Source organism: Amycolatopsis sp. NPDC104587, from assembly GCF_055583645.1.
On sequence record NZ_JBVJNO010000011.1, the window covers coordinates 317,934 to 344,105 of the forward strand.

General features: G+C 69.0%; 24 protein-coding genes. 9 read left to right on the top strand and 15 right to left on the bottom strand.

The window, feature by feature from the left end; all coding sequences use genetic code 11:
- Positions 1-14: 14 nt before the first annotated feature.
- Positions 15-437 (bottom strand): PGPGW domain-containing protein, encoded by a 423-nt coding sequence (locus ACZ61C_RS32445; RefSeq protein ID WP_465311666.1) that lies wholly within the window; start codon positions 435-437, stop codon positions 15-17.
- Complete coding sequence (locus tag ACZ61C_RS32450) at positions 404-1,813, bottom strand: serine hydrolase domain-containing protein (RefSeq protein WP_465311667.1); 1,410 nt, start codon at positions 1,811-1,813, stop codon at positions 404-406. The genes ACZ61C_RS32445 and ACZ61C_RS32450 overlap by 34 nt, the downstream gene beginning before the upstream one ends.
- 143 nt (positions 1,814-1,956) lie before the next feature.
- Here ACZ61C_RS32450 and ACZ61C_RS32455 point away from each other — a divergent pair, with 143 nt between their 5' ends.
- The 3 genes from ACZ61C_RS32455 to ACZ61C_RS32465 are packed head-to-tail and all read left to right on the top strand — an operon-like array spanning position 1,957 to position 3,340.
- The gene (locus tag ACZ61C_RS32455; protein WP_465311668.1) at positions 1,957-2,292 is read left to right on the top strand and encodes an ArsR/SmtB family transcription factor; all 336 of its coding nucleotides are present in this window, start codon (positions 1,957-1,959) and stop codon (positions 2,290-2,292) included.
- Positions 2,289-2,744, top strand: a complete 456-nt coding sequence (locus ACZ61C_RS32460) for an SRPBCC family protein (RefSeq protein ID WP_465311669.1) — start codon at positions 2,289-2,291, stop codon at positions 2,742-2,744. Before ACZ61C_RS32455 ends, ACZ61C_RS32460 begins: the two co-directional genes overlap by 4 nt.
- The gene (locus tag ACZ61C_RS32465; RefSeq protein WP_465311670.1) at positions 2,741-3,340 is read left to right on the top strand and encodes a dihydrofolate reductase family protein; all 600 of its coding nucleotides are present in this window, start codon (positions 2,741-2,743) and stop codon (positions 3,338-3,340) included. Before ACZ61C_RS32460 ends, ACZ61C_RS32465 begins: the two co-directional genes overlap by 4 nt.
- Here ACZ61C_RS32465 and ACZ61C_RS32470 read toward each other — a convergent pair.
- Both ACZ61C_RS32470 and ACZ61C_RS32475 read right to left on the bottom strand, forming a co-directional pair.
- Positions 3,328-3,933 (bottom strand): FMN reductase, encoded by a 606-nt coding sequence (locus ACZ61C_RS32470; RefSeq protein ID WP_465311671.1) that lies wholly within the window; start codon positions 3,931-3,933, stop codon positions 3,328-3,330. The genes ACZ61C_RS32465 and ACZ61C_RS32470 overlap by 13 nt on opposite strands.
- Complete coding sequence (locus tag ACZ61C_RS32475) at positions 3,930-5,018, bottom strand: LLM class flavin-dependent oxidoreductase (RefSeq protein ID WP_465311672.1); 1,089 nt, start codon at positions 5,016-5,018, stop codon at positions 3,930-3,932. Before ACZ61C_RS32475 ends, ACZ61C_RS32470 begins: the two co-directional genes overlap by 4 nt.
- 106 nt (positions 5,019-5,124) lie before the next feature.
- Here ACZ61C_RS32475 and ACZ61C_RS32480 point away from each other — a divergent pair, with 106 nt between their 5' ends.
- The 3 genes from ACZ61C_RS32480 to ACZ61C_RS32490 all read left to right on the top strand — a co-directional run bounded on the left by ACZ61C_RS32480 (position 5,125) and on the right by ACZ61C_RS32490 (position 12,481).
- Entirely contained in the window at positions 5,125-6,480 is a 1,356-nt protein-coding gene (locus ACZ61C_RS32480; RefSeq protein ID WP_465311673.1) for a phospholipase D-like domain-containing protein, read from the top strand.
- 133 nt (positions 6,481-6,613) lie between these two features.
- Positions 6,614-8,665, top strand: coding sequence for a DNA gyrase/topoisomerase IV subunit B (locus tag ACZ61C_RS32485; RefSeq protein WP_465311674.1), 2,052 nt, complete (start codon positions 6,614-6,616; stop codon positions 8,663-8,665).
- A 27-nt stretch (positions 8,666-8,692) separates the two neighbouring features.
- Positions 8,693-12,481 (top strand): DNA topoisomerase (ATP-hydrolyzing), encoded by a 3,789-nt coding sequence (locus tag ACZ61C_RS32490; protein ID WP_465311675.1) that lies wholly within the window; start codon positions 8,693-8,695, stop codon positions 12,479-12,481.
- A gap of 147 nt (positions 12,482-12,628) precedes the next feature.
- On the opposite strand, the gene ACZ61C_RS32495 is transcribed toward ACZ61C_RS32490, so the two are convergent.
- The 6 genes from ACZ61C_RS32495 to ACZ61C_RS32520 all read right to left on the bottom strand — a co-directional run bounded on the left by ACZ61C_RS32495 (position 12,629) and on the right by ACZ61C_RS32520 (position 18,507).
- A complete protein-coding gene (locus ACZ61C_RS32495) occupies positions 12,629-13,852 on the bottom strand; it encodes an acyl-CoA dehydrogenase family protein (protein ID WP_465311676.1) in 1,224 nt (407 codons plus the stop codon).
- Positions 13,816-14,652 (bottom strand): SDR family oxidoreductase, encoded by an 837-nt coding sequence (locus ACZ61C_RS32500; protein ID WP_465311677.1) that lies wholly within the window; start codon positions 14,650-14,652, stop codon positions 13,816-13,818. The genes ACZ61C_RS32495 and ACZ61C_RS32500 overlap by 37 nt, the downstream gene beginning before the upstream one ends.
- Positions 14,652-15,482, bottom strand: a complete 831-nt coding sequence (locus tag ACZ61C_RS32505) for a MaoC/PaaZ C-terminal domain-containing protein (protein ID WP_465311678.1) — start codon at positions 15,480-15,482, stop codon at positions 14,652-14,654. The genes ACZ61C_RS32500 and ACZ61C_RS32505 overlap by 1 nt, the downstream gene beginning before the upstream one ends.
- A complete protein-coding gene (locus ACZ61C_RS32510) occupies positions 15,479-15,910 on the bottom strand; it encodes a type II toxin-antitoxin system Rv0910 family toxin (RefSeq protein WP_465311679.1) in 432 nt (143 codons plus the stop codon). The genes ACZ61C_RS32505 and ACZ61C_RS32510 overlap by 4 nt, the downstream gene beginning before the upstream one ends.
- An 8-nt stretch (positions 15,911-15,918) precedes the next feature.
- The gene (locus ACZ61C_RS32515) at positions 15,919-17,103 is read right to left on the bottom strand and encodes a lipid-transfer protein (RefSeq protein WP_465311680.1); all 1,185 of its coding nucleotides are present in this window, start codon (positions 17,101-17,103) and stop codon (positions 15,919-15,921) included.
- A 96-nt stretch (positions 17,104-17,199) separates the two neighbouring features.
- A complete protein-coding gene (locus ACZ61C_RS32520) occupies positions 17,200-18,507 on the bottom strand; it encodes a family 1 glycosylhydrolase (RefSeq protein ID WP_465311681.1) in 1,308 nt (435 codons plus the stop codon).
- Positions 18,508-18,639: 132 nt separating this feature from the next.
- Between ACZ61C_RS32520 and ACZ61C_RS32525 the strand changes: the two genes are divergently transcribed.
- A complete protein-coding gene (locus tag ACZ61C_RS32525) occupies positions 18,640-19,887 on the top strand; it encodes a PepSY-associated TM helix domain-containing protein (protein WP_465311682.1) in 1,248 nt (415 codons plus the stop codon).
- Positions 19,884-20,225, top strand: a complete 342-nt coding sequence (locus ACZ61C_RS32530; RefSeq protein WP_465311683.1) for a hypothetical protein — start codon at positions 19,884-19,886, stop codon at positions 20,223-20,225. Before ACZ61C_RS32525 ends, ACZ61C_RS32530 begins: the two co-directional genes overlap by 4 nt.
- Here the strand turns inward: ACZ61C_RS32530 and ACZ61C_RS32535 are convergent.
- Positions 20,222-21,511 (bottom strand): ThuA domain-containing protein, encoded by a 1,290-nt coding sequence (locus tag ACZ61C_RS32535; protein WP_465311684.1) that lies wholly within the window; start codon positions 21,509-21,511, stop codon positions 20,222-20,224. The two genes, ACZ61C_RS32530 and ACZ61C_RS32535, sit on opposite strands and share 4 nt — an antisense overlap.
- Positions 21,512-21,543: 32 nt before the next feature.
- Positions 21,544-23,370 carry a glycoside hydrolase family 3 protein gene (locus tag ACZ61C_RS32540; RefSeq protein WP_465311685.1) on the bottom strand — a complete coding sequence of 609 codons (1,827 nt, stop codon included), beginning with the start codon at positions 23,368-23,370 and terminating at the stop codon, positions 21,544-21,546.
- 154 nt (positions 23,371-23,524) lie between these two features.
- Here ACZ61C_RS32540 and ACZ61C_RS32545 point away from each other — a divergent pair, with 154 nt between their 5' ends.
- Positions 23,525-24,019 carry a DinB family protein gene (locus ACZ61C_RS32545; protein ID WP_465311686.1) on the top strand — a complete coding sequence of 165 codons (495 nt, stop codon included), beginning with the start codon at positions 23,525-23,527 and terminating at the stop codon, positions 24,017-24,019.
- 157 nt (positions 24,020-24,176) lie between these two features.
- Here the strand turns inward: ACZ61C_RS32545 and ACZ61C_RS32550 are convergent, their stop codons facing one another.
- The 3 genes from ACZ61C_RS32550 to ACZ61C_RS32560 all read right to left on the bottom strand — a co-directional run bounded on the left by ACZ61C_RS32550 (position 24,177) and on the right by ACZ61C_RS32560 (position 26,165).
- Complete coding sequence (locus tag ACZ61C_RS32550; protein WP_465311687.1) at positions 24,177-25,085, bottom strand: hypothetical protein; 909 nt, start codon at positions 25,083-25,085, stop codon at positions 24,177-24,179.
- 196 nt (positions 25,086-25,281) lie between these two features.
- Entirely contained in the window at positions 25,282-25,785 is a 504-nt protein-coding gene (locus tag ACZ61C_RS32555) for a YbaB/EbfC family nucleoid-associated protein (RefSeq protein ID WP_465311688.1), read from the bottom strand.
- Between the two features lie 5 nt (positions 25,786-25,790).
- Positions 25,791-26,165 carry a YbaB/EbfC family DNA-binding protein gene (locus ACZ61C_RS32560; RefSeq protein WP_465311689.1) on the bottom strand — a complete coding sequence of 125 codons (375 nt, stop codon included), beginning with the start codon at positions 26,163-26,165 and terminating at the stop codon, positions 25,791-25,793.
- Positions 26,166-26,172 lie beyond the last annotated feature (7 nt).

The following is a 26,172-nucleotide window of genomic DNA, read 5'->3' on the forward strand; positions in this document are numbered from 1 at the left end:
GGCACAGTTACCCGTCAGTTCTTGGGGGCCGCGGGCTCCGCCCGGCGCGACTTGACCCGGCGATAGCTCCAGATCAGCAGCGCGAAGAGGATCACCGACGACAGGATCAGGCTCGACCCGGTGCTCCAGCCCGCGAACGGCAGGGACTTCACCGTGCCCCAGACGATCCCCGCGGCCAGCAGCGCCAGCCCGGCCAGCACCGAGCCCGCGATCCGCAGCGGGGACGAGACGCTGTCCTCGGCCGCCTTCATCGCCCGGTCGCGCACCGGGTCGACGTACTTCTCGAGCGCCGGGAACTCCGAGGCGAGCAGCAGCAGCCCGGCGAGCACCAGCAGCAGCCCGGGGCCGGGCAGCACGAGCAGCGCCACCCCGACCAGCAGCAGGACCGCGCCCGCCACGGTGATCAGGATCCGCTTCGCCTGTTTGCCGATGCCCACTGGGCGTCTCCCCTCGTTTCGCACGATTCTTCCTGGTTACGGCGCCGCGTGCCACTCGCGAGCACCCGGACCCGCGCCGCCGTCACGGTCAGGCCCGCCAGCGCGACCACGCCGAGCGCGGCCACGAGCCCCGGCCAGACGTAGAGCACCTGGCTGTAGGTACCCCGCCGGCCGGCGAACACCACCCCGAGCAGCTGCGGCAGGAACACGAGCGGGACGAGCGGCAGCACCGGCGGCACGACCCGCCACCAGCGTGGCTTGCGGCCGGCCCGCCGGACGCCGAGGACGGCGAGTCCCACCGCGAGCAACACCAAGCCCGCGAGCACCCGGTCCGCGATCACCCCGGCGGGCAGCGCGGGCTCCGGCGCACCGCCCTCGACCAGGTCGGCGAGGCCCCGGGCCAGCACCTCGGCCTCGTTGTCGAGCGCCATCCCCATGGTCGTCGTCACCGCGATGCCGTACCCGTCCGGGAGCAGGATCTGCGCGGCGGTGTGGCTGAACCACTCGCCCGTGTGCGACGCGCGGCCGTCGCGGACGCTCCAGCCCAGCGCGTAGTCGCGCCCGGGCGCCGGGGTGTGCGCCGCCCGGACCGACGCCGGGGACAGCACACCGCCGCCGTCACGCTGTGCGAGCAGCCACCGGGCCAGGTCGCCGGCGGTGCTCAGGACGCCGTGGCTGCCGCCGGTGAACCAGTCCGGTTCGGACACCGGGACCTCGAACCCGAACGCCCGGACGTACCCGGCGGTCCCGGCGGGCGGGGTGTCCACGGTGGTGCTCGACGTCATCCCGAGCGGCGCGAACAGCCGGGTCCTCAGGTAGCCGGCGAACGGCTGCCCGGCGACGACCTCGACGATCCGGGCGGCGACCTCGTAGTTCGGGTTGTGATAGTGGAACTCAGCGCCGGGCTCGCTCGCCAGCGGCGCGTCACGCAGGCGCTCGACCGCTTCCGCGAGGGTGTGCGGCTGGGCGAGCCGGAGGTCGGGGAACGCCGAGTCGGCCATCCCGGACGTCTGGTCGAGGAGCATCCGGACGGTGATCCGGGCGGCGCGCGGATCGGCGAGCCGGAACTCCGGCAGGTAACGCGTCACCGGCTCGTCCAGCCCGACCCGGCCGGCCTCGACGAGCTGGAGCACCGCGAACGCCGTCATGGACTTGCTCAGCGACGCGATCGGCAGCGGTGTCGACGCGCCGACCGCGCCGTATCCCGCGACGCGGACGACGTCGGCGCCGTGGGTGATCGCGACAGCGGCACCGGGCAGGCCGGTGTGGTCGAGGTAGGCGCGGACGTATCCGTCGACGTCGGGTGCCGGGGCCGCGGCGGCGGGGGTCGCGGTGCCCAGCAGCAGGGCCGCGAGCACAAGGAAGAGCCTGGTCATGCGGGTAAAAGTAAGGATCTCCGGGGGGCGCCCACCGCTGCCGGACGACGTCGGGCACCCCCTACTTTCGGCAGGTTGTTGACGGCGGCGGGCCCCCGTGCGATAGTCAACACCTCAGTTGATAAAGAGATTGGTTGATAAAGATGACGGTTGACGAGGCGGCACTGGACCGGGCGTTCACCGCGCTCGGCGACCCGGTCCGCCGGGCGATCGTCGCGCGGCTGTCCCGCGGGGAAGCGACGGTCAACGAGCTGGCCGAGCCCTTCGCCATCACCAAGCAGGCGATCTCCCGGCACATCCAGGTCCTGGAGCAGGCCGGGCTGATCACGCGCAGCCGCGACGGCCAGCGCCGGCCGTGCCACCTCGTGCCGGCCGCGCTGGAAGCCCTCACCGGCTGGATCGACACCTACCGGCTGGCCACCGAACGCAGCTACCGGCGGCTCGACGCCGTCCTGGAAGCCCTGGAGGAAACCGAATGAGCACCACGATCACCGCCCGTCCCGGCACCCCGTTCATCGAGGTGACGCGCGAGTTCGCCGCGTCGCCGGCCGCCGTGTTCCGCGCCCACACCGACCCGGAGCTGGTCGTCCGCTGGCTGGGCCCGCACGGCATGGAGATGGAGATCCTGGAGTTCGACGCCCGCTCGGGCGGCGGCTACCACTACGTCCACCGGGACGACCGCGGCGAGTACCGCTTCCGCGGCGTCTTCCACACGGTGAGCGCGGACCGGATCATCCAGACCTTCGAGTTCGAGGGCGCGCCCGGCGAGGTCACGCTCGAGTCGATGACCCTGGTCGACCTCGGTGGCCGCACGCGGATCGAGGGCCGCTCGGTCTTCCCGTCCGTCGAGGCCCGCGACGCGGCCGTCGAAAGCGGTATGAGCAAGGGCATCACGGAGTCCTACGAGCGCCTCGACGCGGTGCTGGCATGACTGTCGTCGCCAGTTTCTGCATGTCCCTGGACGGGTTCGTCGCGCGACCCGACAACAGCGTCGGGCCGCTGTTCGACTGGTACGAAGCCGGCGACGTCGAGGTGCCGATGGTCGGCTACCCGATCACCTTCCACGTCGCCCCCGCCAGCGCGGACTACCTGAAGCGGCACCTGGACCAAGCCGCGCACAGCACGTTCGTCTGCGGCCGCACGGTGTTCGACCACACCCACGGCTGGGGCGGCAACCCGCCCGGCGGCGGCCGGGCGTTCGTGGTCACCCATCGCCCACCGCCGAGCGACTGGCCGGAGGCGAACCTGGCGCCCTTCACGTTCGTCTCGGACGTCCGCAGCGCGATCGAGCAGGCGAAGGCGGCCGGGGACGGCAACGTCGGCGTCTCCGGCCCGTCGATCGCCCGGCAGTGCCTCGAGCTCGGCCTGCTCGACGAGCTGAAGATCGACCTCGTGCCGGTGTTCCTGCGTGAGGGCGTCCGCTACTTCGAAGACGTCGACCCCGGCCGCGCCGGGCTGGAGCGGGTCGAGGTCGTCGCCGGTGACGGCGTCACGCACCTGAGCTACCGGGTGCGCTACCGGTCCTGAGTGGACACTTCCGCCAGGAGCTGGTCGAAGGGCACGAAGTCCGGCTCGGCGGGCAGGGCCGGCCGTCCGGCGGCGAGTGAAGCCAGCTCGGCGCCGGCCTTCTCGATCCGCCGCTGCAACGCGCCTTCTCCGCTGCCCCAGTCCGACGAAGCCGCGTACACACCTGTCGCGACCGGGTCCGCCTTCAGGTACCCGAACAGCGGCCGCAGCTGGTAGTCGAGCACCAGCGAGTGGCGTTCGGTGCCGCCGGTCGCGCCGAGCAGGACCGGCTTGCCGGCCAGCGAGTCCGCGTCGAGCACGTCGAAGAAGGACTTGAACAGGCCGCTGTACCCGGCGGTGAACACCGGCGTCACGACGATCAGCGCGTCCGCGCCGGTCACCGTCTCGATGGCGGCCCGCAGCTCCGGGCTCGGGAAGCCGGTCAGCAGGTTCTTCGTGACGTCGAGCGCGATGTCCCGCAGCTCCACGACGTCGACGGAGACCGGCGCCCCGGCCGCCGCGACGTGGCTGGTGGTCGCCGCGGCCAGCCGGTCGGCCAGCAGCCGGGTCGAGGACGGCACGGACAGCCCGGCCGTCACCACCGCGAGCTTCATGCCTCACTCCCGACGAGCGTCGCGGCCTTCAGGGATTCGTGCGTCGGCGCGTCCGGCACGTGCGCCGGGCGCAGCGCGTCGAGCTCCTTGCGCAGCACCGGGACGACCTCTTCGCCGAGCAGGTCGAGCTGCTCCAGCACGGTCTTCAGCGGCAGGCCGGCGTGGTCCATCAGGAACAGCTGGCGCTGGTAGTCGCCGAAGTGCTCGCGGAAGGTCAGCGTCTTGTCGATGACCTCCTGCGGGCTGCCGACGGTCAGCGGCGTCTGGTCGGTGAACTCCTCCAGCGTCGGGCCGTGCCCGTAGACCGGCGCGTTGTCGAAGTACGGCCGGAACTCGGTCCACGCGTCCTGCGACTTCGGCCGGATGAAGGCCTGCCCACCGAGGCCGACGATGGCTTGGTCGGCCTGGCCGTGCCCGTAGTGCTCGAAGCGCTCGCGGTAGAAGGCGATCAGCTGCTGGAAGTGCTCCTTCGGCCAGAAGATGTGGTTGGCGAAGAAGCCGTCGCCGTAGAACGCGGCCTGCTCGGCGATCTCCGGGCTGCGGATCGACCCGTGCCAGACGAACGGCGGGACGTCGTCCAGCGGCCGCGGCGTGGACGTGAAGCCCTGCAGCGGCGTGCGGAACTTGCCCTGCCAGTCGACGACGTCCTCGCGCCAGAGCCGGCGCAGCAGCGCGTACTTTTCGATGGCCAGCGGGATGCCCTGCCGGATGTCCTCGCCGAACCACGGGTAGACCGGGCCGGTGTTGCCGCGGCCCATCATGAGGTCGACGCGGCCGTCGGCGAGGTGCTGCAGCATCGCGAAGTCCTCGGCGATCTTCACCGGGTCGTTCGTGGTGATCAGCGTCGTCGACGTCGAGAGGATGAGCTTGGACGTCCGCGCGGCGATGTGGCCGAGCATCGTCGTCGGGGACGACGGCACGAACGGCGGGTTGTGGTGCTCACCGGTCGCGAAGACGTCGAGACCGACCTCTTCGGCCTTGAGCGCGATGCGGACCATCGCCTTGATCCGCTCGTGTTCCGTCGGCGTGGTGCCGTTCGTGGGATCGGTCGTGACGTCGCCCACCGTGAAGATTCCGAACTGCATGACCTGCTCCCTTCGCACCGCCATCTTACATGCGCGTTCAACTACTTCCAAGCAAGAGATATTCCGGCCGTCAATGCCGTAGGGGGCACCCAGTAAGGTCAGGGGCATGGACGCGGAGCTCGGTCGGCTGGGTCTGGCAGAACGTTCGGTACGACTTCTCACGGGCCGCGACATCTGGGGCTCGATCACCCCACTGCTCGCGCCTCGCCGGAACCTGGTGGCCGCCTTCGGTCACGTCGGTCCCGGCGCGGCCGCGCTGTTGCCGTTGCAGCCCGGCGACACGGTGATCACGGACGCGAGCCTGGACACGGTGCTGTCCGGCGCGACGAGCCCGCACGCCTTGTTGCACTGGGTGAAGGCGGGCGTGCTCGTGCACTCGCTGCGCGGGCTGAACGCGAAGCTGGTGATCGCCGAGGACGACCCGGCGTTCGTCGTGGTCGGCTCGGCCGACGTCACCGCGGCGGGCCCGCGTCAGCTGTTCGAGGCGGTCACCGTCTCGCACGAGAAGCACACGGTCGAAGAAGCCCAGGAAGCCTGGCTCGAATGGTGCGACCTCGCCGGGCCCGCGCTGACCGCGGGTGACCTGGAGCCGCTCCTGGAGCAGTACGGCGCCGGCAAGCCGGTCACCGCGCCGCGCCCGGCGGCCACCCGGTCCGCCCCGCCCGCGCGGCCGGTCGTCACGAGCCGCCCGGCGCCCCCGGTCCGGCCCGCGGCCGCGCCCGCCCCGCCGCCGTCCCCGGTCCGCCCGGCCGCCCCCGCGCCGTCGCCGGTCCGGCCCGCTCCCCCGGCCGCGTCGCCGGTCCGCCCGGCCGAGCCGGAGCCGGCCGAACCCGAGACGCCCGTCTCCGCGCCGGCCGCGGCCGCCGACACGCCCGGCCCGGCCGAAGAAGTCCCGGCGCCCGCCGCCGCGGAACCGGTTGCGGCACCGGCCGAAACCGAAGCGGCCGAAGCCACCGACGTCCCCCGGCCGAACTGGCCGCGCCCGGCCGAGCTGTACCTCGTCAGCCTCGTCGAGGGCGGCGAGCCGTCGGCCGAGGCCGAGTACCGGCTCGAAGAGCTGACCCGCGAATACACCCACCCGGGCGAGAACGGCGAGTCACCGTTCCGGGTCGAGCTGTTCTGGGCCGACGACGGCCAGGGCCAGGACCCGCCGCGCACGCTCCGCCCGGGTGTGCACGTGATCCGTGTGTACAGCCAGAAACAGGGCCGCGCCCTGGTCGGGTCGCGGACCGAGCCGCCGGGTCTCGTGCTGCAGGCGTACGTCGACGAGTTCGCCTACCCGCGTCGCACGTACTGCTACCTCCTGACCCGGGAGACGGCCGCGAAGCCGGCGTTCGGCGAGCTCCGCAAGGGCCTCGCCACGATCGGGGAGAAGCCGAACTTCCGGAACAGCTTCCAGGTCCCGCGGAAGATCGAAGCCCTGCTGGGCCTGTGGCCCGACCTCGGTTTCGACCCCCGCTAGGGAGCGCTCCACGCCACACCGGGGGACGGACGCGCGGAAGTTGTCGGGGTGGGCGGATATCCTGCAGTACGGTGCAGGCCGAGTCCGCACCTCAGCACACCTTTCGCGAGCCACGATCCGGGAGAACGACCCTGTGACTGCCGAGACCTTGTACGGGGCCGACGACCTCACCCACCTCGAGGGTCTCGAAGCCGTCCGCAAACGCCCCGGGATGTACATCGGCTCCACCGACAGCCGGGGCATCAACCACCTCTTCTCCGAGGTGGTCGACAACTCGACCGACGAGGGTGTCGCCGGTCACGCCACGAAGATCGTCGTCACCCTGCACGCCGACGGCAGCGTCCAGGTCGACGACGACGGCCGCGGCATCCCGACCGGCACCCACGCGAAGTCCGGTTTGTCCGGCGTCGAGCTGGTGCTGACCCGGCTGCACGCCGGCGGCAAGTTCGGCGGCTCCGGCTACAAGACCTCCGGCGGCCTGCACGGCGTCGGCGCTTCGGCGGTCAACGCGCTGTCGCACCGCTTCGACGTCACGGTGAAGCAGGACGGCAAAGTCCACCAGATGTCGTTCAAGCACGGCATCCCCGGGAACTTCGACGCACCGGGCCCGAAGGCGAAGTTCACCCGCCACTCCGGGCTGAACCTCGTCGGCAAGATGAAGCGCGGCGAGCGCAGCGGCACGTCGATCCGCTACTGGTACGACTCGCGGTACTTCGAGTCCGGCGCGGCGCTCGACGTCGAAGGCGTGCGGGCGAAGCTGCGCAACACGGCGTTCCTCGTCCCGGGTGTCACGTACGTGCTGCGCACGGCCATCGAAGACACCATCAACGAAGAGACCTTCCACTTCCCGCACGGCCTGGTCGACATGGTCGACTTCCTGACGCCGTCGGGCGAAAAGCCGGTCTGCGGCACGCTGCTGATCACCGGCGAAGGCACGTACAAGGAGAACGCGGCGGACGCGGCCGGCGTCATGCAGTCCAATGTGGAGCGTCACGCCGAAATCGAGGTGGCGCTGCGCTGGGGCACCGGTTACGAGCGCACGGTCGAGTGCTTCACCAACACGATCCGCAACGTCCACGGCGGCACGCACCGCCGCGGCTTCGACCGCGCGATGGCGAAGGCGTTGCAGGACGCGATCTCCAAGACCCGCGGGCTGCTCAAGCCCAAGGAGGACATGCCGACGATCGAGGACGTCCTCGAGGGCATGACGGCCGTGGTGCACGTCCGGCTGCCGGAGCCGCAGTTCACGTCGCAGACCAAGGACGAGCTGTCCACCGCCGGCATCACCCGCGTCATCCAGGGCATCGTCGACAAGCACGTGAAGGCCTGGACCGAGGACCGCAAGACGAAGTCCGAGGCCAAGGTCGTGCTGCAGAAGGTGGTCGACGCCTCCCGCGTCCGGCTCACCCAGAAGCAGCAGAAGGACGCGGCCCGGCGCAAGACCGCGCTCGAGGGCGCGGCGATGCCGCCGAAGCTGGTCGACTGCCGCACCACCGGTGTCTCCCGCAGCGAGCTGTTCCTGGTCGAGGGTGACAGCGCGCTGGGGTCGGCCCGCATGGCGCGCGTGTCGGAGTACCAGGCGCTGCTGCCGCTGCGGGGCAAGATCCTGAACGTCCAGAAGGCGTCACTCGGCGACACGCTGAAGAACGCCGAGATCGCGTCGATCGTGCAGGTCCTGGGCGCGGGCACCGGCCGCACGTTCGACCTGACGACGATGCGCTACGGCCGCGTCATCCTGATGGCGGACGCGGACGTCGACGGCTCGCACATCCGGACCCTGCTGATCACGCTGTTCGCGAAGTACATGCGCCCGGTGATCGAAGACGGCCGGCTGTACGCGGCGATGCCGCCGCTGCACAAGCTCGTCACCAAGGGCCGCAACCCGGAAACGCACTTCACGTACACGCAGCAGGAGATGGAAACCAAGTACGCGGAGCTGGAGCGGGCGGGCAAGAGCATCGTCACGCCGGTCCCGCGGTTCAAGGGCCTCGGCGAGATGGACGCCGACGAGCTGTGGGACACCACGATGAACCCCGCCAGCCGCTCGGTCCGCCGGATCACCATGGACGACGCCGAGGCCGCCGAGGGCGCGCTGGAGCTGCTGATGGGCGAGAAGGTCGAGCCCCGGCGGAACTGGCTGGTCGCCTCCTCGGACCGCATCGACCGCGACGCCATCGACGCTTAATTTTCGTAGCTACCAAGGAGTTCTGCCGTGGCACGCCGCAAGGGCACCACCACCAAGGTCGATCCCAGCGCGTTCGACTCCGCCGGTGCGAACGTCTTCGACAACTCGCTGAAGACCGAGATCGAGGACTCGTACCTGGAGTACGCGTATTCGGTCATCCACTCGCGCGCCCTCCCGGACGCGCGGGACGGGTTGAAGCCGGTGCACCGCCGGATCCTGTTTTCCATGCACGAGCAGGGATACCGGCCCACGCACGCGTATGTGAAGTCGTCCCGGGTCGTCGGTGACTGCTTCGTCCGCGGCGCGCTCGTGTCGACCCCCGACGGACTCCGGCCGATCGAAGAGATCGAAATCGGCGAGCATGTCCTCGACAGCCGGGGCCGAGCGGTCCCCGTCACCGAGGTCTACGAGAACCCGGCGTCCGAACTCGTGCGAGTCACCTGGTCGAACGGGCACACGATGCTCGTGACGCCGGGCCAGCGGTTCCGGACCGTGGCCGAAGACTCGACGCTGACCTGGACGGACGCGCGCGACCTCACCGGACGGCTGACCGTCGCGTACGGCAACGCCCGCCGGGAAAGCCTCCCGGCCGGCGGCGATCGCTACGCCTATCTCCTCGGCTTGATCACCGCCGAGGGCTTCGCGGTCGACCGGAACCGCAAGGCGGACGGCCGGGTCCGGATCCACATGTGCGACGTCGAACCGCTCGACGCGGTGCACGAGTGGGCGACGGCCAACGGAGTCGGTGTGTCCCGCGGAACCCGCGTCGCGGCGAAGCCGGGCTGGCGCGACCAGCACATCCTCACCTTCTCCCGCCACGACGGTCTGCTCGCTGCCGGAAGCCCTCGCAGCGACGAGAAGACCGTTCCGGCGGACGTTCTCGCGGATCGCTCTGCCTGGGCGCCCTTCCTCGCGGGCATCTTCGACGGTGACGGCTACATCCGGAAGAACCACCGCGAGATCGTCTACGTCAGCACGAGCGAAACGCTCATCCGGCAGGTCTACGCGATACTCGCGGATCTGGGCATCCACGGTCACCACTGGACCAACCCGAAGCCCAACGGCCACAAGACCTTGCTGGGTCTGTCCATCAGCGGTGCGGACGCCGCGGCTCTGGCTCAGGTTCTGCTGCCCTGGACCAAGATCGGCTACAAGAAGAGCGCGCTGGAAAGCCTCACGGAAATCGCCTACGGGTACGGCGGCAAACAGGGCAACGACCGGCTGCCCGCCAAAGCTGTCATGGCCGAGTTCTCGGCCGCCCACACCGGCGGCGGATGGTTCCGCGACACGACCGGGACCGCTTTCCGGGCATCGCTTTCGGCGGTCAGCGGGGCCAAGGTCCGCTACGGCAAGGACAGGCACGGAACCGCACTTGCCGACCGTTCGTTCCCGCTCTCCCGGGCCTGCCAAGACGGCTGGATCGACAAGCTGCGCCGGATCGGCTCGCCGCTCGCCGACAACCTCGACGCACTGAAGGGGTTCTCGTTCCTCGAAGTCGTCTCGGTCGAGCCGGTCGAGCCGGACGTCACCTACGACATCCAGGTCGGTAGCGACGATCACGAGTTCACGGCCGAGGGTTTTGCCGTCCACAACTGCATGGGCAAGTACCACCCGCACGGTGACACCGCGATCTACGACGCGATGGTCCGCCTCGCGCAGGACTTCTCGCTGAACGCGCCTCTCATCGACGGGCACGGAAATTTTGGTAGCCCAGACGATGGACCGGCTGCTTCGCGTTATACCGAAGCCCGCATGTCCCCCGAAGCCATGCAGCTCGTCGGTGAGCTCGGCGAGGACACCGTCGACTTCCGCCCGAACTACGACGGTTCGCTCGAGGAGCCGTCCGTGCTGCCCGCGGCGTTCCCGAACCTGCTGGTCAACGGCACGTCCGGGATCGCGGTCGGGATGGCGACCAACATGATCCCGCACAACCTCGGCGAGGTCGTCGCGGCGGCGCGGTGGCTGATCACGCACCCCACCGCGACGCTCGACAAGCTGATGGAGTTCGTGCCCGGCCCCGACCTCCCGACCGGCGGCAGCCTGCTCGGCCTCGACGAGGTGCGCCGCGCGTACGAGACCGGCCGCGGCGTGGTCCGGATGCGCGCGAACTGCGAGACCGGGCCCCTCGAAGGCAGCCGCGGGCGGCAGGCGATCACCGTCACCGAACTGCCCTACGGCGTCGGCCCCGAGAAGGTGATCGAGAAGATCACCGACGAGGTCAACAAGTCCAAGCGGCTCACCGGCATCGCCGACGTCAAGGACCTCACCGACCGCGAGAACGGCACGCGGCTGGTCATCGAGTGCAAGGTCGGCGTCAACCCGCAGGCGCTGCTGGCGGACCTCTACCGGCTCACGCCGCTGGAGCAGTCGTTCGGCATCAACAACCTGGTGCTCGTCGACGGCCAGCCGCAGACCCTGGGCCTGAAGGAGCTGCTGGAGGTCTTCCTCCGGCACCGCTACGAGGTCGTCACGCGGCGCACGAAGTACCGGCGCCGCAAGCGCGAAGAGCGGCTGCACCTCGTCGACGGCCTGCTGATCGCGCTGCTGAACATCGACAAGGTCATCAAGCTCATCCGCGAAAGCGAAAACGCGGCCGCCGCCAAGGACGGCTTGATGACGCGCTTCAAGCTGTCGGAGATCCAGGCGACGTACATCCTCGACACCCCGCTGCGCCGGCTGACCAAGTACGACCGCCTGGAGCTGGAGTCGGAGCAGGACCGGCTGCGCGAGGAGATCGCGGAGCTGTCGAAGATCCTCGACGACGAGTCGGTGCTGAAGAAGCTGGTTTCGTCGGAGCTGGCGAAGATCGCGAAGGACTTCCCGACCGAGCGCCGCACGGCCCTGATCGACGGCGACCTGAAGGAGGTCCTGGCCGCGTCGAAGCCTTCGGGCCCGCTGGAGGTCACGGACGACCCGTGCCAGGTGATCCTGTCGGCGACCGGCCTGGTCGCGCGCACGGCGGCGGAGTCGGAGGAGTCGACGGAGACGCGCCGGCGCAACGGCCGCGTGAAACACGACGCGGTGGCGGCGGTGGTCCACACGACGGCGCGTGGCCAGATCCTGCTGGTGACGAGCCGAGGCCGGGCGTTCAAGACGGACGTCCTGCCGTTGCCAGTGCTCCCGGAGCAGGCAGGCACGGTCTCGTTGCGCGGCGGCATGGCGGCTCGCGAGCTGGTGCCGCTGGAGAAGGGCGAGACGGTCATCGGCATCGCGCCCCTGGGCGACCAGGCGGCGGGCTCCCCGGGCCTGGCCTTGGGAACCCGCGCCGGCGTGGTCAAGGTGTGCTCCCCGGAGTGGCCGGTCCGCTCGGACGAGTTCGAAGTGATCTCCCTGAAGGACGGCGACGAAGTCGTCGGTGCCACATGGCTTCGCGACGGCTCGGAAACGCTGGCTTTCGTGACGTCGGAAGCGTCGCTGCTGAAGTACGCGGCATCGCTGGTCCGCCCCCAGGGCTTGAAGGGCGGCGGCATGGCGGGCATCAACGTAGGAGCGGGTTCAGCGGTCTTCTTCGGCGCAATCCGCACGGACGACGACGAGCACGGAGAGCCGTTGGTGATCACCTCGACGGGCGCGAGTGTGAAGGTGACGCCGTTCAGCGAGTACCCGGCGAAGGGCCGGGCCACGGGCGGTGTCCGTGCGCAGCGGTTCCTCAAGGGCGAGACGGCGTTGCGGGTGGCATGGATCGGCCCGCGTCCGGCGGGCGCGGCGCGTAACGGGGATCCGGTGGAGCTCCCGGAGATCGACGTCCGCCGGGACGGGTCGGGTCACGCCCACCCGGGGCCGGACGTGGTGGGCCACCTCATCGAGCGAGACTGACAGTTGTCGGCGGAGTTGTCCCCAGCCTCGAGCTGATGTGGACAACTCCGCCGCGGCACCCCCGGAAATCCGGGTTTGTCGCCCGCCGCCGATAGACTGGCCAGGGGGCCGACCCCCGGGATAGGGCGGGCCCTGGCCGGTGCCCGGTCAAGCGGTCAAGCCAGCAAGGCCTTCGCGATGTGGGTCACCTGGATCTCGTTGCTCCCCGCGTAGATCATCAGCGACTTCGCGTCCCGCGCCAGTTGCTCCACCCGGTACTCGGCCATGTACCCGTTCCCCCCCGAACAACTGCACCGCCTCCATCGCCACCTCTGTCGCAGCTTCGGACGAATACAGCTTCATCGCCGAGGCCTCGGCCAGCGAGGGACGCTTCCCCGCCCGCAGCTTGGCCACCGTCTGGAACACCATGTTCTGGACGTTGAGCCGCGCCACCTCCATCTTCGCGAGCTTGAGCTGGACCAGCTGGAAGCGGCCGATCTCCTGGCCCCACAGTTTCCGCGACTTCGCGTACTCGATGCACAGCCGCTGGCATTCGTTGATGATCCCCAGCGACAACGCCGCCACCCCGACGCGCTCCGCCGCGAAGCTCTCCCGCGCGCTCGAACGGCCATCCGACGACGACAGCAGCCGATCCGCACCCAGCCGGACGTCGTCGAAGAACAGTTCGCCCGTCGGGGAGGACATCATCCCCATCTTCTTGAACGCCTTGCCCTGCACGAACCCCGGCATCCCGCGATCCAGCACGAAGGCGAGCACCGGGCGCTCCCGCACCGGCGACCCGTCGTCCAGCTTCGCGTAAACCACCACGACGTCCGCGAATGGGCCGTTCGTGATGAACGTCTTCCGCCCGTTCAGCACGTATTCGTCACCAGAGCGACGGACGGTCGTCTGCATGCCGCCGAACGCGTCTGAGCCCGAGTCCGGCTCGGTGATCGCCCACGCGCCGATCTTCTCGAACGTCGCCAGCTCCGGCAGCCACCGTTCCTTCTGCTCCTGTGAGCCCTTCGAGAGGATCGTCGCCGCCGTCAGGCCCAGGGAGACGCCGAGGGACGCGACGATGCCCAAGCTCACCCCGGCCAGCTCGCTGATCGCGATCAACGCGAGGGTTTCCTGGCCACTCGTCTTCGGCGTGGAAGAACCGGAGGAACCGGAAAGCAGCTTCGCAACGGACTCCCGAGCCAGCGCGTCAAGCCCGAAAGCCGCGTACAGCTTGCGGATGATGTCGTACGGCGGCAGCTCGCCGCTCTCCAAAGCGTCCAGACGAGGACGGATCTCCTTGTCGATGAACTGCCGGATCGAGTCGCGGACCAGCAGGTCCGTCTCGGACCACTCGATCACGGCAGCCTCGCCGCGATGTCGTCGATCTCCCACGGACCCTCGGTCTCGATCACCTTCACGTCGTGCCAGCCGCCGAGCTCCGAGATCGCTCCGCCCTGGACCGCGAACACCTTGCCCGTCAGGGAACACTTCGACGAAGCCAGATAAGCCACCAACGGCGAGATGTTCGCCGGCGAGAACGCGTCGAACTCGCCCGGCTCGACCGGCGCCGCGAAGATCGCTCCCATCCCCGGGGTCGCCAGCGTCAGCCGGGTCCGGGCGATCGGGGCGATCGCGTTCACCCGCACCCCGTACCGCTCCAGCTCGGCCGCCGCCACCAGGGTCATCGCCGCGATGCCCGCCTTCGCCGCGCCGTAGTTGAGCTGGCCCGGGTTCGGCACCGTCGTCCCCGACGCCGATGCCGTGTTGATCACCGACGCCGCGACCGGCGTGCCCGCCTTCGAAACCGACTTCCAGTACGCCGCCGCGTGGTGCAGGACCGCCGCGTGGCCCTTGAGGTGGACCGCGATCACCTCGTCCCACTGCTGTTCGGTGAGGCCCGCGACGAAGCTGTCCCGCAGGATGCCCGCGTTGTTCACCACCACGTCCAGCCGGCCGAACTCGGACACCGCCTGGTCGACCAGCTCCGCCGCGCCCGCCCACGACGCCACGTCCGACGTGTTCGCCACGGCCGAACCGCCGGACGAGCGGATCTCCGAGACCACCTCGGGGTCCGGCTCGATGTCGTTGACGACCACCGAAGCGCCCTCCCGCGCGAACAGCAGCGCGTGCTCGCGGCCGATCCCCCGGCCCGCGCCGGTGATCAGCGCGACGCGCCCGTCGAGTGCACCCATCACAGCTCCGCAAGTCCGTCTTTGATCACGAGTGTGTCTCCTACCGTGGTTTCGAAGGCGTAGCGCCCCGCTCCGGCCGCCCAGATCGACGTCGAGAGGTTCTGACCCGGCAGCACCGGCGACGCGAACCGCACGGCCAGCCGCCGCAGTCTGTCCACATCGGACCCGGCGACCTCCGTCAGCACCGCCCACGACGTGAACGCCATCGTGCACAGCCCGTGCGCGATGATCCCCGGCAGTCCCGCGGCGCGCGCGACCTCGTCGTCGAGGTGGATCGGCATCGGGTCGCCGGCGGCCGGGCCGTAGCGGAACGTCTGGTCGTCGTCGACGTGCTGGCTGACCTTCGCCACCGGCGCCGACGACCGCAGAGCCTCGTCGAACCGGTGCGAAGGCCCCAGCGAGCCCTCCTTCGAGCCGGTGTCGAAGCCGCGCACGAAGAACGTCACGTACTGCTCGTTGACCAACTCGCCCGAAGCAGCACGGCATTCCAGGTAGACCGTCGCCCGCGTGCCCTTCGGCAGTCCCTCGAAGCCCGTCATCTTGGCCCGCGACACCAGCGAATCCCCGGGCCGGATCGGGCGGTGGAACCGGAAGTCCTGCTCGCCGTGCAGCACCCGCCCGAACAACGACGTCGGCACGACTTCCAGTGCCGGTTCGAGCAGCGACTGGAACACCGGCACGATCGCGAAAACCGGGCTCGCGACGTCCCCCGCGCGGTGCGCCGGGATCGGGTCGTTGGTCGCCGCCGCGTACTCGGCCAGTGCTGAGCGGGTGACGTCGAACGAGACCGGCGACGTCCACCTGTCCAGGCCGGCGGGGTCGAACTTCATGCGACCAGGGCCTTGAACTTCTCGAGGGACTCGTCGAGGTTCTTCTTCCCGTCCTTCTCGACGGCCTTGCCGAGCGCCCCGACGATCATCTGGCCGGTGAACTCGGCGTCGATCGAAGCCGTCGAGCCCGCACCGGCCGCCGCGACCGACAGCGAGAAGCTGATCTTCACCCCGGCCATCCCGGTGCCCGAAATGACCAGCTGCGAAGGCGCGTCATAAGTGTCGACGGTCCACGTGATCGTGTTCGCCATCCCGAGCATCGTGACGACCTCGGACACCTGCGAACCCTGCGAGAACTCCGCCGGGACGTCACCCTTCCACTTGGTGTGGATGGTCAGCCACTTCTCGAAGTTGTTGGGGTTGGAGAACTCCGCCCACACCTTGTCCGGCGCGGCGGGCAGCTCGACGGACGCGCTGATCTGACCCACGTTGTCTCCTAAGCTCGCTGGTAGGCGGTGACGACGGCGGCGCCACCGAGTCCGATGTTGTGCTGCAACGCGGCTTGAACTCCCGGGACCTGCCGCGCGTCCGCGTCGCCGCGCAGCTGCCAGGTCAGTTCGGCGCACTGGGCGAGCCCGGTCGCGCCGAGCGGGTGGCCCTTGGAAATGAGCCCGCCGGACGGGTTCACGACCCACCGGCCGCCGTAGGTCGTGTCTCCGGCGTCGACGAGCGACCCGCCTTCGCCTTCGCGACAGAGGCCGAGCGCCTCGTACGTCAGGAGCTCGTTGGCGGAGAAGCAGTCGTGCAGCTCGACGACCTGGAAGTCGGACGGGCCGAGTCCGGCCTGCTCGTAGACCTGAGTGGCGGCCTGCCGCGTCATGTCGTACCCGACGATGTTCTTCGCGCTGCCGTCGAAGGTGCTGCGGAAGTCCGTGGTCATCGCCTGCCCGACGATCTCGACGGCCCGTTCGGCCAGGCCGTTGACGTCCACAAAGGACTCACTGGCCAAAATGGCCGCGCCGGAGCCGTCCGAGGTCGGTGAGCACTGCAGCTTGGTCAGCGGGTCGTAGATCATCCGCGACGCCAGGATGTCGTCGAGCGAGTAGACGTCCTGGAACTGCGCGTACGGGTTGTTCACCGAGTGCCGGTGGTTCTTCTCGCCGATCTTCGCGAAGTGCTCGGCGGTCGTGCCGTACTGCTTCATGTGCTCGCGGCCGGCGGCGCCGAACATCCACGGCGCGGGCGGGAACAGCACCTCCGAGATCTCGGCGAGCGCCTGCATGTGGTTGCCCATCGGCTGCTCACGGTCGTCGAACGTCGAGCCGAGCGAACCGGGCTTCATCTTCTCGAAGCCCAGCGCCAGCACGCAGTCCGCACGCCCGCCGCGGATCGCCTCCGCGGCCAGGTACAGCGCCGTCGAGCCCGTGGAGCAGTTGTTGTTGACGTTCACCACCGGGATCCCGGTCATCCCGAGCTCGTAGACGGCACGCTGCCCGGACGTCGACTCGCCGTAGACATACCCGACGTACGCCTGCTGGACGGCGTCGTACCCCAGCCCGGCGTCCTCGAGCGCCTTGGTCCCGGACTCCCGGGCCATCTGCGGGTAGTCCCAGTTCTCGCGCCGCCCGGGCTTCTCGAACTTCGTCATCCCGACGCCGACGACGTACACCTTGTTCGCCATGCAACAAACATACAGACCGGCATGTATTTATCAACCCCGGAAGACGCATCTTCCTAGCGAAAGCTCCGGTTTTTGGGGCTGAAGTGACAGGTGGGGTCAGCCCAGTGGGACCAGCGGGCCTGGGTAGCGGGCCGGTTCGAGGCAGCTGCCGAGGCCGTCGACGACCGAGCAGAAGCCCGGCGGCCGCACCGGGGTGTACCCGGCCGGGACGCCGTGACCCGCGATCAGCTGCCGGTACGCCGCGACGGCGTCGGTCGGCCGCCGGGTCAGTGACGGATCCGTGGCGGCGTCCACTGTGTATAGCCCGAAGCGGGGCTGGTAGCTGCCCCACTCGTAGTTGTCCGTGAGGCTCCAGTAGTTGTAGCCGATCACGTTCATGCCGTCGGCCTTCGCCCGCTGCACCCAGTAGACGTGGTCACGCAGGTGGTCCGAGCGCGTGTAGCCGTCCGGACGCGCGTTGCCGTTGTCGGTCGGCATGCCGTTCTCGACGACGTACAGCGGCAGCCCAGGGAACTTCCGCGCGTAGTACCGCAGGGCGTAGTAGATCCCGTCCGGCTGCGGCGTCACCTTCCAGAACTCGCCGCTCGCCGCGTGGATCGCGCTGAGGTTGTCGAGGCTAGCGCCGTAGTAATAGTCCAGCCCGGCGAAGTCGAGCTTGTTGCGCACCTGGTCGAGGAACGACGCGTCGAGCACGCCCTGCACCGCCGGGACGTACGCGGTGTTGCTGGACACGAGCGCGCCCGGGTCCAGCTGGTGGATCAGGTCGTACGCGGCGCGGTGCACCTTCACCAGCCGAGCCTGCGCCCACGGCAGCTTCCACCCGGCGAGCCCGCCGTTGGCCGTCTCGTTCTGCAGGTAGACGGTCGGTTCGTTGATCGTGATCCACAGCGCGCCCAGACCGCGATAGCGCTCGACGACGCGGCGGGCGTTGACGAGCCACGCGTCGACCGTGCGGTCGCTGTCCCAGCCGCCCTGGTCGGCGACCCAGCCCGGGTAGACCCAGTGGTCGAGGGTGATCATCGGGCGCATGCCGGCGTCGACGACGTGCCGGACGACGTCGTCGTAGTACGCCAGCTCGGCCTGGTCCACCTGGCCAGGACGCGGCTCGATGCGAGCCCACTCGACGCTGAAGCGGAAGACGTTCACCCCGAGCTGCTTCGCGCGGTCGATGTCGGCGACGTAGTTGTGCCGGAAGTCGACGGACTCGCGGTAGGGCTCCTTGATCGACGACGTCTTCGCCTGCTCGTAGCGGCGCCAGTTGCTGTCGGGCGCCGAGCCCTCGGCTTGGTAACCCGACGTCGCGACACCCCAGAAGAACGGCTGGGTGACGGCCACCGCCGGGGACACGCCCGCGACGAGACCCGCGAGCAACGTCAGGACCACGAAGACCACGCCGCGCCGCATCGCACCCTCCATTTGTGAAAGTGCTTCATGTTAAAGGCGCGGTGACTCGCCGCACATCCACCGAAGGACGGAAGACAGAGCCACTAAAGCAAGGCTAACCTCACTTCGATCTTCACGAAGCTGGGGGACGTCATGACCGCCGAAGCACCTACCCTGACCAGGGCCGTTCCACCGAAACGCGCCGTCCGGCGCTGGTACCGGCGCAAGCCCGTGCGCCGCGCGCTGGTCGTCACGCACCGGTGGACGTCGCTCGTGCTCGGGCTGCTGCTCGTCCTCGAGACCACGGCCGGCGTGATCCTGCTGTACCGCGCCGAGTACTTCCGCGCGACGCACGCGGACTTCTACGCCCACACCGAGAGCGCCCACCCGATCGGCCTGCAGCAGGCGCGGAACCTCGTGAAACAGGCCCATCCGGAGTTCTCCGCGGCCTGGGTCAGCAACGACGGCGGAATCATCGCGGTCGGCGACACGACCTACACCGCGGCGTACGCGGTCGACCCCGGCAGCGGGCGGATCACCGGGCCGCAGAAGCTCACCGACGGCGTCATGGGCTGGCTGACCAACCTCCACGACTGCGCGTTCACCTGCCAGGACGACCCGGGATACGTCTCGTGGCTGGCCGCGCCGACGCCGATCCCGGAGACGAACTGGGGTGAGCTGGTCCTCGTGGTGCTCGGGCTGCTGATGGTCCTGCTGGCGATCACCGGGATCGTGGTCTGGTGGCCGGGCTTCAAGAAGTTCTCGCACGGCTTCCGCGTCCGGCTCGGCAAGGGCCGCTTCGCCCGCGACTACGACCTGCACAACGTGATCGGGCTCGTGTCGGTCCCGTTCGTGCTGATGTGGGGTGTCACCGGCGCCGCGTTCTACCTGCCCCCGGTGGAGAACGCGTGGCTCGCGATCACCGGCGGCTCGACCCCGGACGAAGCGAAGTACAGCTTCACGGCGAACCCGGCCGCGCCCGGCACACCCGTGATCAGCATCGACCAGGCGTCGTCGGCCGCACTGGCGGCGTCTCCCGGCACGATCCGCTACCTCGTCCCGCCGGCCGAAGGCACGGACTACTACTCGGTGTCGATCGCGGACGACGGCTACCAGCCTTACGGCGCCCGCGCGTTCTTCGGCGGCGACCGCACGGTGTACGTCGACAGCCACGACGCGTCTCACGTGTCCTCTGTGGATGCCAAAGCCGAGCCGACGGCGAACCGCTTCTACAGCAAGGTCTTCGAGGCCGCGCACTTCGGCTGGCTGGTCGATGGCTGGTGGCGGCTCGTCTGGGTCGTCCTCGGCCTGGCGCCGCTGGCGCTGATGCTCACCGGTATCTCGACGTGGCTCTACCGCATGGGCACCAAACGCCGTCGCCGCAAAGCGCGCCGGGCGTGATCGAGCCTCTGGCCTTCGCGACGACGGTCGTCTGCCTGCTGTCCGGCCTCACCGCCCTCGTCGTGACGGCGGCCGGGCGTTACCGCTGGCCGAACTGGCGCCCGCTCGCTGTCCTGATCGAACTCGCGCTGCTGGCGCAGGCGATCTCGAGCGCGATCGGCGACCACCCGGCGGAACCCGGAACGCACCTGGCGTACCTGGCGACGTCGCTGGTCGTGCTGCCGGCCGGGACGGCGTGGGGCGCCCGCGAAAACACCCGTTCCGCGGGCGCCCTGTTCGCCCTGCTGCTCCTGACGCTCGCCGTCCTGGTCGTGCGGATCAGGACGACGGCGCGCTAGCCGACCTTGAACGACTGAGCGGCGCTGCCGTTGCAGGCCGACTGGACCAGCTGAACACTGTCCGCAGTGGACGATCCCGGCACGGTCAGGCACTTGCCGGTGTGGCGCACGGCGAAGTGGTAGTAGCCACTGCCTTCCGACACCGGCTGCCACTGCTGGTTGTTCCCGCCGCCGTAGGCCCACAGCTGCAGACCGGCGTTGTCGGTCGTCGCCACGTTCGCGACGTCGATGACCTGGGCGGGGTTGGTCCGGTTGTTGATCCGGTCGTACCCGCCGCTGGTCGGGGCGAACTGGTACTGCTGCGCCGTGGTGCCGTTGCAGGTGTACTGCTGGATCACGGTGCCGTTGGCGCTGGCCGCGGCCTTCGCGTCGATGCACTTGCCGGACGCCTTGTTCGTGACGGCGTACCAGGCGCTCGGGTCGATCGTGCCGTCCGGCGGCGGGGTGGTCGTGCCGCCGCCACCCAGCCACTTGAGGCCGTCGAGCAGGAACCGGTTCTGGTCGGCGCTCTCGAACGTCGAGGACAGCGCGGTGTTCGTGTCGTAGTTCATCGCGTTGTGACCGAAGTTCGAGTAGATCATCTTGTAGTTCTTGTTCGTCCACGAGATCGGGTAGTACCCGCTGTACCAGGTCTGGTTCGGGTCGGTGCCGATCGGGAAGGTGGACTGGTCCATCGCCGCCAGGATGGTGATGTTGCTGTTCTGGCGCAGGTCGTTCTGCCAGGCGTACCACTCGGACGTCGAGGACTTGATCGTCGCCGGCAGGTTCACCGTCGACGGGTGGGTCCGGTTCTCGATCTTCAACGTCTCCGGCGTCGGGCCCCACGTGTTCGACGTGAAGCGCCCGGTGCCGAGGAAGTCGTTGTGGAACCAGTTCGCGTACGACGGCGTCGAGCTGTCGTTGTAGGCCGTGACGTGGAAGCCGTAGAACGCGCCGCCGGCCTGCATGTACCGCTGGAAGCCCTGGAACTGCGCCTGCGACTGCGGCTGGTCGTCGAGGAACATGACGACCTGGTACTGGCTCGGGGTGATGCTGGTGAGCTGGTTCCAGTTGTTCGTCGCGGTGTAGGTGAAGCCGTTGGCCGCCGCCTGCTGCGGGAACCAGACGTTGGCCTCCTTTTCGAAGCTGATGTGCGCGGCGTCGTAGGTGCCGCTGTAGAAGGCGAGGACCTTGAACGGCGTCGCGGCCTGCGCGACCGGGGCCGCCGGGCTGCCGAGGCTGAGCCCCAGCAACGCGGCGAAGAAGGCCAATATCCGGACCAACGGGCGGCGGGTTCTGGACGGCATGCGTGTTCCTTCCGGTGGGGGCGGGGAAAGGGTCACCAGTGGCGCGAGTAGTGCAGGCCGTAGCCGAAGGGGAACAGCGCGGGCTTGCCGTCGCCGACGTTGATCGGCTGCTGGTCGGCGCTGCGCATCCAGGTCACCGGCAGCTTGCCGGACGGGTTGTAGGCGCCGAAGAGGACGTCGGCGACACCCTGGCCTTCACTGCCCGGCAGCCACGACTCGACCAGCCCGGCCCAGTCCGGCAGCTGCGCCGAGATGTCGAGCGGCCGCCCGGACACCAGGACGACGACCGTCGGCACCCCGGAGTCCTTCAGCTTCTGCAGCGTCGCGAGGTCGGTCGCGTCGAGTCCCATCCCTTGTGGACGGTCGCCCTTGCCTTCGGCGTACGGCGTCTCCCCCACGACCGCGACGGCGACGTCGTAGCTCTTGTCGATCCCTTCGCCGTCCTTGGCGTAGGTCACCTTCGACGAGCTGCTCTTGATGCCCTGCAGGATCGTGGTCCCCGGGATGACCGGGCCGCTGGTGCCCTGCCAGCCGACGGTCCAGCCACCGGACTGGTTGCCGATGTCGTCCGCGCTCTTGCCGGCCACGAAGATCTTGTCCCGCTTCGAAAGCGGCAGCACGTTGTGCTCGTTCTTCAGCAGCACCTGGGACTCGCGGACGGCCTGGCGCGCCAGGTCGCGGTGCTGCTTGCTGCCGATGGTGCTCAGGAACCGCCGGTCGGTCAGCGGGTGCTCGAAGAGGCCGAGCTCGAACTTTTTCGTGAGGATGCGCTTGTTGGCGTCGTCGATCCGCGACATCGGCACGCGGCCTTCTTGCACCAGCGTGCGCAGCGTGGTGATGAACTTCTGCCACTCGAAGGGCACCATCACCATGTCGATGCCGGCGTTGATGGCGGCCTCGACCTCTTCCGGGGTGAAGCCGGTCTTGCCGTCGATCTTGTCGACGCCGTTGTAGTCCGAGACGACGATGCCCTTGAAGCCCAGCTCCTTCTTGAGGACGTCGTTGATCAGGTACGAGCCGGCGTGCATCTTGACGCTGTTCCAGCTGCTGTAGGAGATCATCACCGAGCCGACCCCGCGCTGGACGGCGGCCTTGAACGGCGGCAGGTGGATCTGGCGCAGCTCCTGCTCGCTGATCTCGGTGTTGCCTTCGTTGACCCCGCCGGTGGTGCCGCCGTCGCCGACGTAGTGCTTGGCGGTGGCCAGGACCGAGCCGGGCTGGTCGAGACTCCGGCCCTGCAGGCCGGTGATGATCGACGTCATCTCGGTGGCCAGCTGCGGGACCTCGCCGAAGGACTCGTAGGTTCGGCCCCAGCGGTCGTTGCGGGCGACGCACAGGCAGGGCGCGAAGTCCCAGTCGATGCCGGTGCCGGAGACCTCTTCCGCGGTGGCGCGGCCGATGCGTTGCACGAGGTTCGGATCCCGCGTCGCGCCGAGGCCGACGTTGTGCGGGAAGACGGTGGCGCCGTAGAGGCCGTTGTGGCCGTGAACGGCGTCGACACCGTAGATGAGCGGGATGCCCAGCGGGGTGGCGAGCGCGGCCTTCTGGAAGCCGTCGTACATGTCGGCCCAGGTGACGGGCGTGTTCGGCGTCGGCTGCGAGCTGCCGCCGGAGAGCAGCGAGCCGAGCCGTCCCGTGGTGACGTCCTCCGGGCTCGCGACCCCGAGGCGTTCGGCCTGCATCATCTGGCCGAGCTTGTCGTCCAGGGACATCCGGGACATCAGGTCGGCGACCCGCACCTTCACCGGACGCCAGGAATCCTTGTAGGCCGGGCCGTTCCCGGCGAGGGCGGGGGTCTCCGACGCCACCAGCAACCCCAGTGCCAGTGCGCCGATGCCCAGTCTGCGTCCGAGACCCATCCGGGTCCTCCTCGTCGAGAGACCGAAATTCACGCCTTGAATTAAGACACAGGCTTTCGGCGTTGGTCCAGACCTCTGACCGAACTCGGTTTCCGCTCAGCGGGATTGGCGGCTGCGGTCAGTATCTGACCTGATTCGGCTCTACGGTCGCCCCATGACCCGCGAACACGAAGACCTGCTGGACATGCTGACCGAAGTCCGGAAGCGCCTGCTGATCCCGGCCCGGGACATTTCGGACGCCGACGCGTCCCGCCGGACGACGGCGAGCGAGCTGACGCTGGGTGGCTTGATCCGCCACTTGGCCACGGGCGAGCGCATGTGGCTACAGGTCTTGAAGTCCGCCGACGGTTCCCTCCCGGACGGCATGCTGGACACGGCGCAGTACTCGATGAGCGAGACGCTGTCGCACTGGCTTTCGGAGTACTCGGCCGCGGCCGCCTCGACGGACGAGTACGTGCGGTCGCTGCCTTCGCTGGACGTTTCGGTCCAGCTGCCGACGACACCGTGGTCCCCGCCGGAGCCCCAGTTCTGGTCGGCCCGCCGGATCGTCTTGCACCTGATCCACGAGACGGCGCAGCACGCCGGTCATGCGGACATCATCCGGGAGTCGCTGGACGGGGCGAACTCCACCGCCCAGCTGAGCGCCTGACTACTTCGGAGCCTTTGGCCTGCGCAGAAGGGAGATCAAGCACCGGAGAACAGCGAGTGCATCTGCTCGACGGCGCTCGTGCGGGTGAAACAGCGCGACCGACACCGCCATTCCGAGGTAGGCGGCGACGGGGAGGCCGATGACCAGCAGGGCTACTTCAACCACGGACATCGCGAGAAACCCCGTAGCGCAGGCTCAACACAGAAGATCCGAGGCGGATTTCGTGGTCATAGTCGGAGAGCCTGGTGGCGGACGCACCGCGGACACCGATGTTCGGATCAGTCAAACAGCCGACGATGTCGTCCGGATAGGGGTGCTCAGCCCAGCACAACTCCCATTGCCTGCCTGAGCCCCAGAGCGATATCCGGCCGCCGTGGTCGATCGGATACGGCCGCCTCAACGGATCCGTCCACCAAAGGCCGAGCGCCCAGCTGCCTGCCGGGTCGCGAACGTCCAGGCAGCCGACGAGCGCACTGAGGAGAGACTCGATCTCCACCGTCATCGGCGGAATTCGAGCTCGCGCGGCACGTTCGGCGGAAGAGATCGCAATGTCGGCAGCGGGAAATCGGCGAATCCAGGATGAGGGCCGACCTGACTTGCCGGCCTGGACGGCCGCAATGGATGGGTACGCCGATTGCCTGGCAAGAGTCAGCCGTCCACCCGTGACAAGGTCCACAAGGTGGTAGACCTGGTAGTCCGCGCTTGCAGACACCCGCAATCCCGGTATGAAGTGGCTGGGATCGGGAGAGCTGGAGAGCAACCGACCGAGAGCATTTTCAAGTGCGTGAGCAACGATGCAAACGAGCTCGTCATACCTCGGCGAAACAGTCATTGTGTACGAAAGGAAGGCACGAGCACTGTGCAAATCAGCTTCCGAGAACGGGCTTCTGCCGTTGTTCTCGTTGAAGAGATGCACGGCCAGCATCGCACGAAACCGCCGTTGTCGAGGAGAACAGTGAGTCACGCCGAGATCGCCACGACCGACTCCGGCTCCGGCAGCCGTCTTGTCTTCACCCGTGTAGGCGCGGCGGATATCGCGAAGCGAACGGCGACTTGAAGCAGGCACACGTGATCCATTCCCTGCGTTCCGGCCCGCGAATGGTCACGATGAACATGGACAGCATCAGATTAGCGTGAAGCGGGTGCACCACACCCTCGGCATTGTCTGCGGTCCGGCGCCGGAGCCGTTTCCGCCAATACCGTCACGGTCCTTCACGCAGACCGCCGCCCTGTCCGAGTCGGTCAACGATACCACGTGACAGTCAGCGGTCCGAGCGCAACGACGCCGGGTCGAAGGAGTCCCAATACGCGTCTTCATCTTCAACACTCGAAGCCGACGCCGAGGCAGCAGGCGTTTCCCCAGCAGCGCCCAGCCGTTCTTCCCGCTGCCGCTGGAACTCCTCGACCGTCATGCCCGGGTCGTCGTCCTCCGCCCGGGCCGGGGCCGGCATGCCCGTCATCTGCTCGATCATGAACGTCATGTCCTCGCCCAGCAGCAGGGCGACCTTGTTGTACCCGTCCTGGGTCGCCTCGCGCATGGCCGCCTGGGCGATCTCCACCACCAGCGGGCCGAGCTGCTCGCCGAGGTTCACCGCCGACGGCGCGAGCCACAGCCGAAGGAGCTTGCCGCGGGCGTCGACCGTCACCTCCACCTGGCCGTCGAGGTCGTGGGCCGTGCCCGAGGCCGAGGCGAGCAGCTCCTCCACGCGGGACATCGCCTCTTCGCGGGCGCGGGCTTCGGCGATCAGCTGGCGGGTCGTGATCACCGCGGTCACCTTCCGTACGAGTAGGTGTCGGCGTCCGGGTCGTCGTCCGGGATCGGTTCGTAGCCCAGGACTTCCAGCTGCGACGCGTCCACGACCGGGGCCAGCGCGTGGTACATCTTGTCGCCCGCGCGGCGCGTCGCACGCTGGGCCAGCTCGAAGATCTGGTCGGCGAGCACCGCCGAGGTGTTCCGCAGCGCGGACCGGTGGATCGTCAGCCCGGTCAGCAGCCCGCCCGGCGCCACCTGGACCTCGATGGCGTCCGTCGACGCCTTGCCCACCACCGGGCCCGAACGAGCGAAGCGCGCTTCGGCATCCGAACCGGCCCGTTCCGCCTGCTCGGCGACCCGGGCGACCGCCAGATCCACGTCGAATTCAGCCACGGTGTGA